General features: G+C 33.6%; 11 protein-coding genes and 1 pseudogene. 7 read left to right on the forward strand and 5 right to left on the reverse strand.

What is annotated here, in order from left to right; translation table 11 throughout:
- From ACKTSU_RS13105 to ACKTSU_RS13115, 3 genes and pseudogenes are all read right to left on the reverse strand, one after another.
- Positions 1 to 1,894: pseudogene (locus ACKTSU_RS13105) on the reverse strand (hypothetical protein); the annotation flags it as partial.
- 598 nt (positions 1,895 to 2,492) lie between these two features.
- Complete coding sequence (locus ACKTSU_RS13110) at positions 2,493 to 3,221, reverse strand: glycosyltransferase (protein ID WP_408036931.1); 729 nt, start codon at positions 3,219 to 3,221, stop codon at positions 2,493 to 2,495.
- An 18-nt stretch (positions 3,222 to 3,239) separates the two neighbouring features.
- On the reverse strand, positions 3,240 to 4,142 hold the full coding sequence (locus ACKTSU_RS13115; RefSeq protein WP_408036933.1) for a hypothetical protein: 903 nt from the start codon (positions 4,140 to 4,142) through the stop codon (positions 3,240 to 3,242).
- A 101-nt stretch (positions 4,143 to 4,243) separates the two neighbouring features.
- Between ACKTSU_RS13115 and ACKTSU_RS13120 the strand changes: the two genes are divergently transcribed.
- The 3 genes from ACKTSU_RS13120 to mscL are packed head-to-tail and all read left to right on the forward strand — an operon-like array spanning position 4,244 to position 6,409.
- Positions 4,244 to 4,861 (forward strand): thymidine kinase, encoded by a 618-nt coding sequence (locus ACKTSU_RS13120; protein WP_408036935.1) that lies wholly within the window; start codon positions 4,244 to 4,246, stop codon positions 4,859 to 4,861.
- Positions 4,854 to 5,957: an alanine racemase gene (alr, locus tag ACKTSU_RS13125; RefSeq protein WP_408036937.1), complete on the forward strand. Its 1,104-nt coding sequence runs from the start codon at positions 4,854 to 4,856 to the stop codon at positions 5,955 to 5,957. Before ACKTSU_RS13120 ends, alr begins: the two co-directional genes overlap by 8 nt.
- Positions 5,958 to 6,007: 50 nt before the next feature.
- On the forward strand, positions 6,008 to 6,409 hold the full coding sequence (gene mscL / locus ACKTSU_RS13130; RefSeq protein ID WP_408037162.1) for a large-conductance mechanosensitive channel protein MscL: 402 nt from the start codon (positions 6,008 to 6,010) through the stop codon (positions 6,407 to 6,409).
- A gap of 50 nt (positions 6,410 to 6,459) precedes the next feature.
- Here mscL and ACKTSU_RS13135 read toward each other — a convergent pair whose 3' ends face one another.
- Entirely contained in the window at positions 6,460 to 7,050 is a 591-nt protein-coding gene (locus ACKTSU_RS13135; protein WP_408036939.1) for a carboxymuconolactone decarboxylase family protein, read from the reverse strand.
- Positions 7,051 to 7,169: 119 nt separating this feature from the next.
- Here ACKTSU_RS13135 and ACKTSU_RS13140 point away from each other — a divergent pair, with 119 nt between their 5' ends.
- From ACKTSU_RS13140 to ACKTSU_RS13150, 3 genes are all read left to right on the forward strand, one after another.
- Positions 7,170 to 7,595, forward strand: coding sequence for an OsmC family protein (locus ACKTSU_RS13140; RefSeq protein WP_120186037.1), 426 nt, complete (start codon positions 7,170 to 7,172; stop codon positions 7,593 to 7,595).
- 21 nt (positions 7,596 to 7,616) lie between these two features.
- Positions 7,617 to 9,302 (forward strand): single-stranded-DNA-specific exonuclease RecJ, encoded by a 1,686-nt coding sequence (recJ, locus tag ACKTSU_RS13145; protein WP_408036941.1) that lies wholly within the window; start codon positions 7,617 to 7,619, stop codon positions 9,300 to 9,302.
- Between the two features lie 73 nt (positions 9,303 to 9,375).
- On the forward strand, positions 9,376 to 9,720 hold the full coding sequence (locus ACKTSU_RS13150) for a hypothetical protein (RefSeq protein WP_408036943.1): 345 nt from the start codon (positions 9,376 to 9,378) through the stop codon (positions 9,718 to 9,720).
- Positions 9,721 to 9,748: 28 nt separating this feature from the next.
- On the opposite strand, the gene ACKTSU_RS13155 is transcribed toward ACKTSU_RS13150, so the two are convergent.
- Positions 9,749 to 10,804 carry an endonuclease/exonuclease/phosphatase family protein gene (locus ACKTSU_RS13155; protein ID WP_408036945.1) on the reverse strand — a complete coding sequence of 352 codons (1,056 nt, stop codon included), beginning with the start codon at positions 10,802 to 10,804 and terminating at the stop codon, positions 9,749 to 9,751.
- A gap of 186 nt (positions 10,805 to 10,990) precedes the next feature.
- Between ACKTSU_RS13155 and ACKTSU_RS13160 the strand changes: the two genes are divergently transcribed.
- A complete protein-coding gene (locus ACKTSU_RS13160) occupies positions 10,991 to 13,747 on the forward strand; it encodes a carboxypeptidase-like regulatory domain-containing protein (RefSeq protein ID WP_408036947.1) in 2,757 nt (918 codons plus the stop codon).
- The last annotated feature ends 6 nt before the right edge of the window (positions 13,748 to 13,753 follow it).

Raw genomic sequence — 13,753 nt, forward strand, 5'->3', positions numbered from 1 at the left:
ATCCATCGGCACTATCTGGTTGATCTACTCCGCCATCAGACTGGATACCTACTCCACCTGCTGCACAGTTGTCTGTCCAATCTGTCGTTAGGTTTGCTGGCCATGGTGTGTTACAACCTTCTAGTTTATAATCTGGTACATCTACAATCTCTGGATCTGTTTCATCTGGTGTTACTGTAAAAGTCTTTTCACAAGTTTTCACCTGCTCACATTCATCAGAAACTTCGTATTTAACTGTAATACTTCCACCACAATCATCTGGTGCCTCAAGAGTATTAATATCTACCTCTTGATCGTTAACATAATATTTTTCAACAACAGTTCCATTTCCTCCAGAATAAGAGAACCCAGATAACCAAGTAGTAAATTCACTATTAATACTTTCTTGCGAGGTACATTCAGGAATTGTTTTATCATCAGGACATACTTGATTTAAAGGTATTAAAGGTTCTCCACTAACTATATACTCTGCTTCTGCCGTACACCCTACAATACCTGGTGCAAACGTTAAGGTTGCTGCTACCCTATAAGTACCCGCTTCAGTAACTTCTAAAGTACTCCCTGTTTCTCCAACAAGTTCTACATCGTTTTTATACCAAACATAGGCAAATGTATTTCCTAAAGGAGTGGCTGTTGCCGTTAACGTTATACTCTCTTCAGTACAAGCTATATCTTCCCCTTCTATTTCAACAGTAACTTCTGGGGTATTTGCTAAATCGAAAGGCCCTGCTAAGTCTTTTAACTCTGCAGTAAATGAATCAGAAGATCTTGTTTTTACAATTACACTTCCTAATGGGCTAATACAATCTATACCAGGTGAGCTACTAGAATCAAACCCTAAAGCAGAAGCATTAATTGCGATTTCTGCAAACGTAGTTTGCTGATAATCTGACACTATATTCCCTCCTTTATTTATCGTTCCCCAAGGACCTGCTGGTACTGAACCACCATCATTTACTTGAGAAAATACTGCATCAGGAGCACCTTGTCTCAATTGTATTTCTGCATATCCGTAATTTCCTGCTCCATTCCCTCCATCATATTGCACATAACCGTTATTATCTTGTTTAAACTCAAAAGGTCTAAAAGGTAATGTGTTGTGCGTATCAAAATAAGAATCTGGAACACCTACTAATTCTACCCAAACGTATAGTTTGATAATTGCATTAGCTCCTCCATTTGCATAATTGATGGAAAGAATTATATCTCCATGTTGCAATACAGAACCATCTGGGTTAAATAAATAAGGAGTTCTACCCCCAGTTGCCGATAAATCTTCAACTGATACAATTGTTCCTCCTACTAAATTTACTTTCTTCCTAAAGTATTCAAAATCTAAATAACTATCTCCACTATCATTTCTTGTTGACGCCCCTAGAAAAGCCCATTCGTCTGTCCCCACTGTGGCTCCTTCTCTTCGCAAATGTCCAAAAACATCTATAATATCGTTCTTTTGTGGCACAGAGGCATCTGTAATTGTCCATGTATTTGGGTTATCATTATTTTTATCTGAACCTCCAGTAAACACATTCGAATCTGTATTATTTCCTTGAGCATTTTGATCTCTAATAAATACAGCATCAATCCAAAGCCTTCCGTCTACAACTGTGTAGATAGGAACACTCATCCTAATTTCTGCAGAAGCATTATCATCTACCAACAAATTAGCTGTAACTGCCGTGGGAGTTTCATCTATAACTCCTTTTCCTGAGTCTCCTAAAAACCAATCATCTGTTCCAAATGGGAAGACTGCTCCATTTGGAAAGGATACTATTCCTGAATACACATCTGCATCAACACCAAAATTAGCTTGAACTGTTGATTCGGTGTTTACTATTTGTGCATTCACTACATTTACTGAAAACAAAAAAAGCACGACAAAAAAACCCGTCATACTATTTCGGTATCTTTTTAAATTTTCACTAATGCAGTTTTTAAACATTTTTAACCTCTCCCCTTTACAGGCAGGTTTTGTGTCGTTAAGCAACATATTGTAATATTTTACATAGTATTATTCTTTAATTATGTATAATTAAAGGGGTTACTCATCTAGCCAACAAAAGTTAAGTTAGCTGTAAAACATCTTTTTGAAAGGTTAATAAATAACTATTTTAATTTATGAGAGGTAGTAATTAAGAGAGGTACGAGGGCCGTCCAATTTTAAGAGGTAAACGCTCAATAAGGAGTTTGAGCGAGTGTAAAATTAAGCAATTAACACATATTTAACAACTTAACCCATTACCTCTTGTAAGAAAAAAGGGGTTTTCCCCTATAATAGAATTATCGTCCTGTAAGTGGTTTAAATCTTGCGGAGCTTTGAACTTATTTTTAGAGTAAAAATATTTTTTCAGGGAAAAGCCCTTTTCAAAAAGATATTGCAACCTTATTGTATCTATTATATAGATGACCAGTTTTTAGGTTTTAATTAAAAAAAAGGGAATGAATTTACTCCCTTTTTTATACCATCATATTATGATTAAATAAGTATAATCCTATTTCCAATAATCTTCAACCCAAGGAGCTGCTTTAACATACCTATACCATTTACCTCTTCCTCCTTTAATTGCTTTATGTGGGTTAATTTCACCATGGAAAATAATAATTTTTGCCCCTTCGGGAATAACTGGTGTTTTCCAAAAAGCTAGAGGAAATCTAGATACGCAATCATATTTAAAACTAGGACACCATTCTTTTGGCCAATATTGAAGATGTGAATTATCGTTAATACTATGAGTTAAATACTCCTGCTCATTTCTATGTATTTTTCTTACTTCTTCAAAATTCTTTAAAAAATCATCAAACACATACCCATGCTTCCCTATTTCAAACCTGTATACTGACGAATTTCCTGTAATTCTCCAACTTCTCCAACTATGATCTTTAATTATCCTAAAGGTTCCGTCTATTTCAAAAAAACAATCTATGTTATCAACAATAACAATATCTAAATCTAAAAAAAGTGCTGTTCCTTTTAAACCGTATAAATCTTCCTTGAGTGTTGTTAGCTTTTTCCACATTCTTTCAGGAATATTTGTACGAATGTTCATTTCTGGAATTTCATAACAATCTACTTCATCTATTATCCCTTTTTCATCGTCCGTAAAACACACCATTTTGAAATCGTATGTTAAATTTCGTTTTACCATCGAATACAATCTATTAACGTACTCTGGACCATACAACGTACCCCACTTCATGCAAAAAATATACTTCTGCTCCATATTTTGTTTTATTTTGTTTTATGCAAATCTTCTTTCTATGATTTCTAACAATCTGTTTTCATATTCTTCTTTAGCTGACCAATCATAGTCTGGTTTTATCATTTTAGTGATAAACTTTTTCGCTTCTTTTTCTGTTTTAAATGTGTTTAACTGAGAAATAACTCTATTAAAATCGTTTTGATTACCATCAAATAAATGTTTTACAAAAGCAATTCTATCATTTAAATCAATTTGTATTGTTTTTTGAAAATAGTCGTTTACTGTTCTTTTAGGCTCTACTTTCGTAAACAAATCTGTCATTACATCTACCGAAATAGTGTCTTGCAATTCATCTTCTAGAGTTGGTGTTTTTCGTTCTCCAACATCCTTTACGTCATTTTTCACATCGCTATCACCATGCAATAATTCTTCTAGTTCATCAAAAGGTTGTTCTATGATTTCTTCTATAATCGTTTCTTCTTCTATCGCTTCAATAATTTTATCGGCTATTTCATCTGCTTCCTGCTCTAACTCTTCTTTTAGATCTTCTTCTAAATGATGAACAACTCTTTCCTTTTCTATAGGTTCTTCTACAGATTTTTCCACATTCAATTCTTCAACAGCTTCTTTTACTTCCTCTTCAACAACCTGTGTGATTTCTTCTTTTGTATCAGGAACAATTGTTTCTTGAACTGATAAATTATTAGCCAAAACTTCTTCTTGTTGCTTTTCTTCAGCCAACACTATATCTTGCAACAACTCTTCTTTAGATTTTAATGGATTAGGAGTATTATTTATATACTCTTCTACATACGCTAAAACCGAAAGTTTTTCGTAAACTTCATATGCCTTTTGCTTTAACTCAAACACATCTTCTTTATTTTTCATTTGTAAGATACTGTGTGCTAAACTGGTTAAATCTGATGCTAGTTTTTTGTGCATAAGTTGTCGTTTGATTTGATTTTTTGCTATTAAAATTTAATAAATTTGTTCCTCGTTCGAAAGTAATACAAAAATCAATAATTAGAGCTTAAAATTACAAAATGTTTCTTGAAAATACAGTAAATCACACAGAACAATTTGGTTGGATTGAGGTAATTTGTGGCTCAATGTTTTCGGGTAAAACCGAAGAATTAATTCGTAGACTTAAACGTGCTCAATTTGCTAAACAGCGAGTTGAAATTTTTAAACCTGCAGTTGATACTCGTTATGATGACGAAGAAGTAGTATCGCACAATGAAAACAGAATTCGTTCTACACCAGTCCCTGCATCTTCAAATATTCGATTATTAGCTAACGATGTTGATGTAGTAGGTATAGATGAAGCGCAATTTTTTGACGATGAAATAGTTGCCGTATGTAACGACTTAGCTAATAGAGGAGTTCGTGTTATTGTTGCTGGTTTAGATATGGATTTCAAAGGAAAACCATTCGGTCCTATGCCTTCATTAATGGCTACTGCTGAATATGTTACCAAAGTACATGCTGTTTGTACTCGTACGGGTAATTTAGCCCACTATAGTTATAGAAAAGCACAAAGTGATGACTTAGTATTTTTAGGTGAAACCCAAGAATACGAACCATTAAGTAGAGCCGCTTATTACAAAGCCATGAAAGAGCAACAAGCTCGTAATAAAGAAGAAGAAACCAACAATGAATAATAATCACGTTACCGTTTTAGAAATTGATTCGCAAGCTGTACTACACAATCTTGCTTATTTTAAACAAAAACTACAACCTCAAACCAAAATTTTGGCGGTTGTTAAAGCATATGGGTATGGAAGTGAATCTGTAGAGATTGCCAAAATCGTACAAGATCAAGTTGATTATTTTGCCGTAGCATATTCCAACGAAGGAATTGCTTTACGTGAAGCAGGAATCAAAACTCCTATTTTAGTGTTGCAGCCACAAATTCAAAATTTAGAGGAAATTGTAAAATATCGACTTGAGCCTAGTTTATATAGTTTCAAAATTTTTGATGCTTTTATGAAATTAGCCGATGAAACTCCTTTAATGAATTACCCTATTCACATAAAATTTAATACTGGATTAAACAGATTAGGGTTTTGGCACACAGATGTTCCTGCTTTAATTGCAGAACTGAAAAAATCAAACAATGTTAAAGTAGAATCTATTTTCTCTCATTTAGCGGCTAGTGAAGATCCTTATGAACGAGATTTTACGGTTGGACAAATTAACAACTTTGCCTACATAGTAAAACAAGTTTACAAGCATTTAGGTTACGAACCTATGATTCATATTTTAAACACTTCTGGAATTATCAATTATCCACAAGCTCAATTTGATATGGTTCGTTTAGGAATAGGATTGTACGGTTTTGGAAATGACGAGCAAGAAACTGCTCAATTAAAAAACACTCATACATTAAAATCTATTATTTCTCAAATTCACCTAATTCAACCTGGTGAAACTGTTGGTTACAATAGAGCTTTTGTTGCAAATCAAACTACTAGAAGTGCCACAATTCCTATTGGTCATGCGGATGGTATTTCGAGAAGATTAGGTAATAAGAATGGATTTGTTTTCATCAACAATCAACCGGCTCCAATTATCGGAAATGTATGTATGGACATGATTATGGTGGATGTTACAAAAATTGATTGTAACGAAGGAGATGAAGTTATAATTTTCAACCATCAACAACATGTGGAATACATGGCTCACAAGAGCGAAACTATTCCGTATGAAATACTTACCGCTTTATCGCAACGTATAAAAAGATTGGTAAAACGCTAATTTTTTTATATTTTTCAATTCAATTAACTATTAAAATCAAATATATGGGAATGCTTAAAGAGTTTAAAGACTTTGCAATGAAAGGTAATTTAGTTGACATTGCAGTAGGTTTTGTAATGGGGGCTGCTTTTAACAAAGTAGTTGCTTCGTTTACAGGAGGAATCGTTTCTCCATTAATTGGCTTATTGTTTAATGCTGACTTTAAAGACTTAAAATATGTAATTACAGAAGGTGTTGCTGATGAAGCTGGAAAAGTAACTGGAGAAGTTGCTGTAATGTACGGTGAATTTTTAACCAATGTTATCGACTTTATTATTGTTGCCTTTGTTATGTTTATGATCGTGAAAGCTGTAAATGCAATGAAGAAAAAAGAAGAACCAGCACCAGAAGCTCCAAAAGGACCTAGTCAAGAAGAATTATTAGCTGAAATTAGAGATTTATTAAAAAAATAATTCTGTTAAACACTTAATAAAAAAAGCTCGCAAATGCGAGCTTTTATTTTTTATACATGCTTTCCTTGAGTCCAGCCACGTTTTCCTAAATACTGCTCTCCACTTTCAACAGCTCCATCTTCAATACTTGTTCCCATAGAGTCATTCCATCTATTCAAATATCCGAAGAGAGAAATTACCCCTAACATTTCAACTATTTCACCTTCATCCCAATACTTATACAATTCTTCTTTTATTTTTTCATCCACCATATTTGGAACCATTGAAGCTGCCAATGAAAAATCTAAGGCAGCACATTCAGCATCAGAAAATGCCGGGTGCGTTTTATATTCCCAAATATTATCCAATTGTTCTTGTTCTGCACCATAACGTTCAGCTGCACGAATTGCATGTGCTTGACAGTAACGACAACCTGTAGCATTGCTACTTACCCAAGCAATCATCCGTTTTAAAGCTGATGTTACACGACCGTGATTAGCCATTACTGCTTTATTCAAATTGATAAATGCTTTGGAAATTTCTGGTCGACGTTGCATCGTCAAAACCGAGTTAGGGCAAAAACCTAAGGTTTCATTATAAAAATCAGACAACTGTTTTGTTTCTGCATCATGATTCGGATCTAAAGGAGTTACTAAAGGCATAGTTTTATTTTTTAAGTTTTTAATACTAACTTTTTACTGTAAGTTTGTGTTACTATTTAAACACGTAAGTCGAAATACACATTGACTTATTGATGCAATAAACAAAAAATTATCAAGATATGGCAACAAACACAGTTACAACCGTTTGGAAAGAAAACATGCAATTTGAAAGCGATAACCCAAGTGGGCATTCAATCGTAATTGACACTTCTGAAGAACATGGAGGAAATAATACTGGATTACGACCTAAAGCCATGATGCTTTCTTCATTAGCAGGTTGTTCCGGTTTAGACATTGTTCCTATGTTAGAAAAAATGCGTGTAAAAATTGATGACTTTAAAATTGTTGTTACTGGTGAATTAACCGAAGAGCACCCAAAATATTATCATAAGGTTTTAGTAGATTATCATTTTTACGGAAGTGATTTAGACGAGAAAAAAATTAACAAGGCAGTAGATTTATCAATAGAAAAATACTGTGGCGTTATGGAAATGTTTAGAAAATTTGCTGATGTAACTACCGCTATTCATTTACATAACAACTAATTTATTTTTGATAAAATTGCTATGCGCTGGACACTAAAACCGCAACCAGATACCACTAAAGTAAAACAATTAGCCAAAGATTTAGCTGTAGATACTACCTTGGCTAAAATCTTGGTGCAACGCGGTATTGAAACCTTTGATGAAGCAAAGCTGTTTTTTCGTCCATCACTAAACGATTTACACAATCCTTTTTTAATGAAGGATATGAAACTTGCAGTACAACGCATAGAAACCGCTATTACTAACAACGAAAATATCTTGGTTTTTGGTGATTATGATGTTGACGGAACTACAGCCGTTTCTTTATTATCTTCTTATCTAAAAACAATTCACCCTAATATTGCAACCTATATTCCTGATCGGTATGAAGAAGGCTATGGCGTTTCTTTTCAAGGGATTGATTTTGCTGAAGACAATGGCTTTTCACTTATTATTGCGTTAGACTGTGGTATCAAAGCCATCGATAAAGTTGATTACGCTACTAAAAAAGGAATTGATTTTATTATTTGCGACCACCATAAACCTGGAAGTGAAGTTCCAAAAGCTATTGCTGTTTTAAACCCTAAACAAATAGACTGTAATTACCCTTACGATGAGCTTTGTGGTTGTGGTGTTGGTTTTAAATTAATTCAAGCCTTGGCTTCACAAAGAAATCAAACGATTGAAGACTTACTTCCATATTTAGATTTAGTTGCCACAGCAATTGCTGCAGATATTGTTCCGATGACTGGTGAAAATAGAGTATTAGCCTATCACGGACTACAAGTCATCAATTCACAACCTAGAAACGGTATCAAGGCTATTATTCATCAATTACAAAAAAAAGAACTCACCATTACCGATGTAGTTTTTATCATCGCTCCGCGGATAAATGCTGCTGGCCGTATGAAACACGGAAACTATGCAGTTGAATTGTTAACCGAAATGGATTTTGATTCAGCCGTTGAGTTTGCTTCTGCTATTGAAAAATTTAATTCAGACAGAAAAGAGCTGGATAGAGAAATTACCCATGAAGCTTTATTACAAATTGAAAACAATAACGAACAAGAAAATTACACCACAGTTGTTTTTGATGAAAGTTGGCACAAAGGAGTCATCGGTATTGTAGCCTCACGTTTAACAGAAACTTACTATAGACCTACGTTGGTTTTTACTAAGAGTGGTGAAAAATTAGCTGCCTCAGCTCGTTCCGTAAAAGGATTTGATGTATATAATGCTTTGGAAGAATGCTCTGAGTTTATCGAACAATTTGGTGGACATAAATATGCAGCGGGTTTAACCTTGTTACCTGAGCAATATCAAAACTTTAAAAATAAGTTTGAAGAAGTAGTTAAAGCCACCATCGATAAAGACTTGTTAACTCCAGAAATCACTATTGATGCTGAGATTGACTTATCAGAAATTACTCCGAAGTTTTTCCGCATCATCCAACAAATGGCTCCGTTTGGTCCGCAAAACATGAAACCTGTTTTTACCACAACTGCTGTGAGAGATAATGGTTACGGAAAGCAAGTTGGAGCTGATAGTAGTCATTTAAAGTTAAATATTATTTACGGCACTGACCAAAAAACATACAATGCAATTGGGTTTGGTTTGGGAGATAAAATAACGTCAACACAAAACGATTTTGATATTGCCTACACTTTAGACGAGAACACTTGGAATGGATATACATCTATTCAACTCATGTTAAAAGATTTGAAATAGTAAAATCCTTATTTTTTATTATTTAGAATAATTCCAAATAAACTTTTATATTTGTTATCAAATAAATATGGTTATGGACGGAATTACTAAAATATACGACAACAGCATAGGTGTTTCTTTTTACTGGGAAGAGAACAAGTCAAACTTGGTTCAATTAATATTTAGAGATGTTGGTTTTCACTTAACAGAACCAGAAATAGAGTTATTCTTAGATAAAGTTACCGACTCAAAACTTCAAAGAAATTGTGGCACTTGCGAGAGAGGTAAAGACTGTAGGTCTATTCTACTTCAAACACCCTCTAACAAAGTTAGTATGGCTGTTTCTGCAATTGAATTGTGGCAAATTGATGACCTTTTAAAAGGCACTTTATTTCAATTAAGAATGAATAACTATTTAAATGATATATGTAAAAATTAAAAAGGCTTGCAATTGCAAGCCTTTCATATTATTTATCTTCTTTAATTAAGTGCATGTATACTGGGTAGTGATCACTGTAGCCTCCTGTATATCTTCCGTAAGAAAAACTTCTAAAAGGATATCCTTTATATCGACCTTTCTTTTCAGTTAGAAAACGCTTGTTAAAAATTCCTGACTTAAACATTTTATAAGTACTAAAGTCCTTCTTATCCTCTTTATCAAGCAAAGGAGAAGTAAACATTATTTGATCAAATAAATTAATATTATCTCTATATCCTAACGTATTAAACCCACGACGGAACATATCTTCATACGGATTGTATATATCTCCTTCTTTTACATTTTTCTTTTTGCTCTTGGTTTGTAAAACCGATTTAAAACTAGAGTTGATAGGATCATCGTTAAAATCCCCCATAATTAACACCTTCGGATTTGGGTCATTCTCTTTAATCTTTTCAATGATTTGTTTCACTTTGTAAGCCGCTTTTTCACGTAACGGTCTACTTTTAGCCTCACCTCCTCTACGAGATGGCCAGTGGTTTACAATAACATGAACTAACTCATCATCTAAATAACCAGATACTAATAAAATATCACGTGTATGAACTTTATAGTTTTGATCATAAATATTTGGATTGAAAGCCTCAAAGTGTACTGGTTTAAAATAACGCGGTTGATATAAAAGTGCTACATCAATTCCTCTTTTATCTGGTGAATCAAAATGGATAATACTGTAGCGCTTCTTTTTTAATCTTTCAGAAGCAACTAAGTCTTCTAAAACTTTTTTATTTTCAACTTCAGCAACCCCAAGAATTGCAGGACTTGTGTTCGCTTTTTCTTCTCCTAATTGTGAAATTACCTCTCCAAGCTTATCTATCTTATCCCAATAAACTTCTTCTTTATCCCCCTTCATTTCCATAATAGGACTTGCTTCATCGTTTTTATCAGGATCATTTTCAGTATCAAAAAGGTTTTCTAAATTATAAAACCCTACAGTTCTAATTTTATATTTCTTTCCCTCTTGTTGTGCATAAGTAGAAAAACCAACAAAAATTAAAACTAAAAGTGTAGCTATATTTCTCATTTAATAAATTTTACCCTGCAAAAATAAAACAATTTTTCATGTCTATTTTTTATAGTTTTATAATTAATTTCTTAATAATACTCCCTTAACCTAAACATAATCAGAATTTTCTTAATTTTGTTACCCTTTGATTTTTAATAGAATCAGAGGAGTTAACAAATTTAAATATTTTATAAACAATCATTTATGAGAAATTTTACGATGACAATGTTTTTGTTGTTTTTAGGCTTTACAAGCTTGAATGCGCAGAATGTTGTAAAGGGGATCGTAATAAACAGCGATTCTGAAAATCCCATGCAAGGTGTTTCTGTAAGTGTAAAAATTGCTAATGTTTCTAGTGTTACTGATGCTAGCGGAGCTTTTACATTAACTGGTTTACCAGACGGAAGACAAATTGTAACGGTATCATTAAACGGGTATGAAACCCAAAACTTTCCAGTAGAATTATCTGGAAAAACAGTAGACTTAGGTATCATCTTCATGTACGAAGATATATCTGAAGATCAAGATTTAAGTACTATCACCATTACGGATGATGAGTTAAATGACGACACTAGTGCTGCAGATAACATTTCTGGATTACTACAAGCTTCTAGAGACGTTTATTTACGTACAGCTGCTTTCGAGTGGAGTGGTTCTTTTTACAGAGTTCGCGGTTTAGATTCTGAAAACGGTAAAGTTTTGATTAATGGTATTGAAATGAACAAGTTATACAACGGAAGACCTCAATGGAGTAACTGGGGAGGTTTAAACGATGTATTTCGTAACCAAGAATTTAGTAATGGTTTAACACCATCTAACTATGCTTTTGGGGGAGTTTTAGGTTCTACCAACATCAACACAAGAGCTTCTGAGTACAGTGAGGGTGGACGTATTTCATACGCTTCTTCTAATAGAAGTTACAGTCACCGTTTAATGGCTACTTATACTTCTGGTTTATTAGCTAACGGATGGGCTATAGCTGCTTCTGGTAGTAGAAGAGCTGGTAACGAAGGGTATGTTGATGGTACTTTTTATGATGCTAACTCAATCTTTTTATCTATTGAAAAACAAATCAACGATGCGCACAGTTTAAATTTAACTGTTATCGCTGCTGAAAACGAGAGAGGAAAATCATCTCCAAACACTCAAGAAGTTTTTGATATTAGAGGAATTCGTTATAACTCTTACTGGGGGTATCAAAATGGAAAAATGAGAAACTCAAGAGTGAAAAGATTATACGAGCCAATTATAATGTTAAATCACTATTGGAACCTTTCTGACAACACAACCTTAAATACAAATATTGGTTATCAATTTGGTGAAATAGGAAACAGTCGTTTAGATTATAATGGAACCAACAATCCAGATCCTACATACTACAGAAAATTACCAAGTTGGTATTTATCAGACCCTGATGGACCTGATTATGAAAATGCATACAAAGCCTTAACTGGTTTCCAAAATGACGGACAAATTGACTGGAACGAATTATATTTTGGAAACGAAGGAAGTCCTGAAAATGCACGTGCTATTTTATATGAAGACAGAAATGATGATAAGCAATTAACAGCTAACATGATTTTATCTTCTGAATTAAATGAAAACATTACGTTAACAGCTAGTGCTGAATATAGAACATTAAGATCTGAAAATTTTGCTACACCTATAGATATGTTAGGAGCAACAGGGTATTTAGATGTAAATACGTTTGGTAGTACTTTTGACCAACAACAAAGCAACCTATTAACTCCAAGCAGAACTATAGGATTAGGTGATCGCTTTAAGTACAACTACAACTTCGATTCAGAAGTATATGGAGGGTTTGCTCAATTACAGTTTAAATACAGTAATGTTGACTTTTACGTAGCTGGACAAGCAAACAACACTACACATCAAAGAGAAGGTTTATTCCAAAACGGATACTTCCCTACAAACTCTTACGGAAAATCAGATAAGTTAGATTTCTTTAACTACGGAGCGAAAGCTGGAGCTACTTATAAAATTTCTGGTCGTCATTTGATTGATGTAAATGGAGGTTACATTACAAAAGCACCATCATTACGAAACTCTTTTGCTAACTCAAGAGCAAGCAATGTAACTGTTGCTGATGTAGCCGAATTAAATAGTGAAAAGATTTTATCAGGAGATGTAAGTTATATTTTTAGAAGTCCATTAATCACTTCAAAAGTAACAGGGTATTTTACTGATATTAAAGATGCTACTGAAATTTCTTTCTTCTTTGCTGATGGTATTGGAGGTGATAACTCTGCGTTTATTCAAGAAATTTTAACAGGTATCGATAAAAGACATTTTGGAGTAGAATTAGGTATTGAAGCACAAGTTACTTCAACAATTAAATTAAAAGGAGCTGCTAATATTGGTCAATACACTTATAACAACAATCCAAACCTTGTTATTACTACTGAAAATGCTTCCGCTCAAGGGTTCATTAACGGTAAAAGAGATATGGGGGCTGCTTCATTAAAAGATTACAGAATTGCAGCTGGACCACAAAAAGCATACTCTTTTGGTTTTGAATATCGTGACCCTGATTACTGGTGGTTTGGAGCTACAGTTAACTATTTAGACGAAGCTTTTGTGGATGTTTCTCCTATTAGAAGAACCAGTAACTTCATTAATGAAGATGGTGACCTTTTCTTAGACTACGATCCCGTGCTAGCTAGAAAATTATTACAACAAGAGCAATTTGATGATTATTTCGTTGTAAACGCTATCGGTGGAAAATCTTGGAAAGTAGGTGATAATAAATACATCGGGTTATTTGCTAGTATAAATAATATCTTCAACCAAGAATATAAAACAGGAGGTTTCGAACAAGGAAGAAATGCTAACTATCGTGAATTACGCGACGATAACGCTAACGGTACACCTTCTTTCGGAAACAAATACTGGTACGGTAGAGGTACTACTTATTTCTTAAACGTAAACTATAGATTCTAAAAAATA

It is taken from the genome of Tenacibaculum aestuarii (assembly GCF_964510395.1).
GTDB lineage: Bacteria > Bacteroidota > Bacteroidia > Flavobacteriales > Flavobacteriaceae > Polaribacter > Polaribacter aestuarii.

Coding starts and splice junctions, on each gene's coding strand:
- ACKTSU_RS13110 (WP_408036931.1), bottom strand. CDS start 3,221: ATGGAGCAGAAGTATATTTTTTGCATGAAGTGGGGTACGTTGTATGGT.
- ACKTSU_RS13115 (WP_408036933.1), bottom strand. CDS start 4,142: ATGCACAAAAAACTAGCATCAGATTTAACCAGTTTAGCACACAGTATC.
- ACKTSU_RS13120 (WP_408036935.1), top strand. CDS start 4,244: ATGTTTCTTGAAAATACAGTAAATCACACAGAACAATTTGGTTGGATT.
- alr (WP_408036937.1), top strand. CDS start 4,854: ATGAATAATAATCACGTTACCGTTTTAGAAATTGATTCGCAAGCTGTA.
- mscL (WP_408037162.1), top strand. CDS start 6,008: ATGCTTAAAGAGTTTAAAGACTTTGCAATGAAAGGTAATTTAGTTGAC.
- ACKTSU_RS13135 (WP_408036939.1), bottom strand. CDS start 7,050: ATGCCTTTAGTAACTCCTTTAGATCCGAATCATGATGCAGAAACAAAA.
- ACKTSU_RS13140 (WP_120186037.1), top strand. CDS start 7,170: ATGGCAACAAACACAGTTACAACCGTTTGGAAAGAAAACATGCAATTT.
- recJ (WP_408036941.1), top strand. CDS start 7,617: ATGCGCTGGACACTAAAACCGCAACCAGATACCACTAAAGTAAAACAA.
- ACKTSU_RS13150 (WP_408036943.1), top strand. CDS start 9,376: ATGGACGGAATTACTAAAATATACGACAACAGCATAGGTGTTTCTTTT.
- ACKTSU_RS13155 (WP_408036945.1), bottom strand. CDS start 10,804: ATGAGAAATATAGCTACACTTTTAGTTTTAATTTTTGTTGGTTTTTCT.
- ACKTSU_RS13160 (WP_408036947.1), top strand. CDS start 10,991: ATGAGAAATTTTACGATGACAATGTTTTTGTTGTTTTTAGGCTTTACA.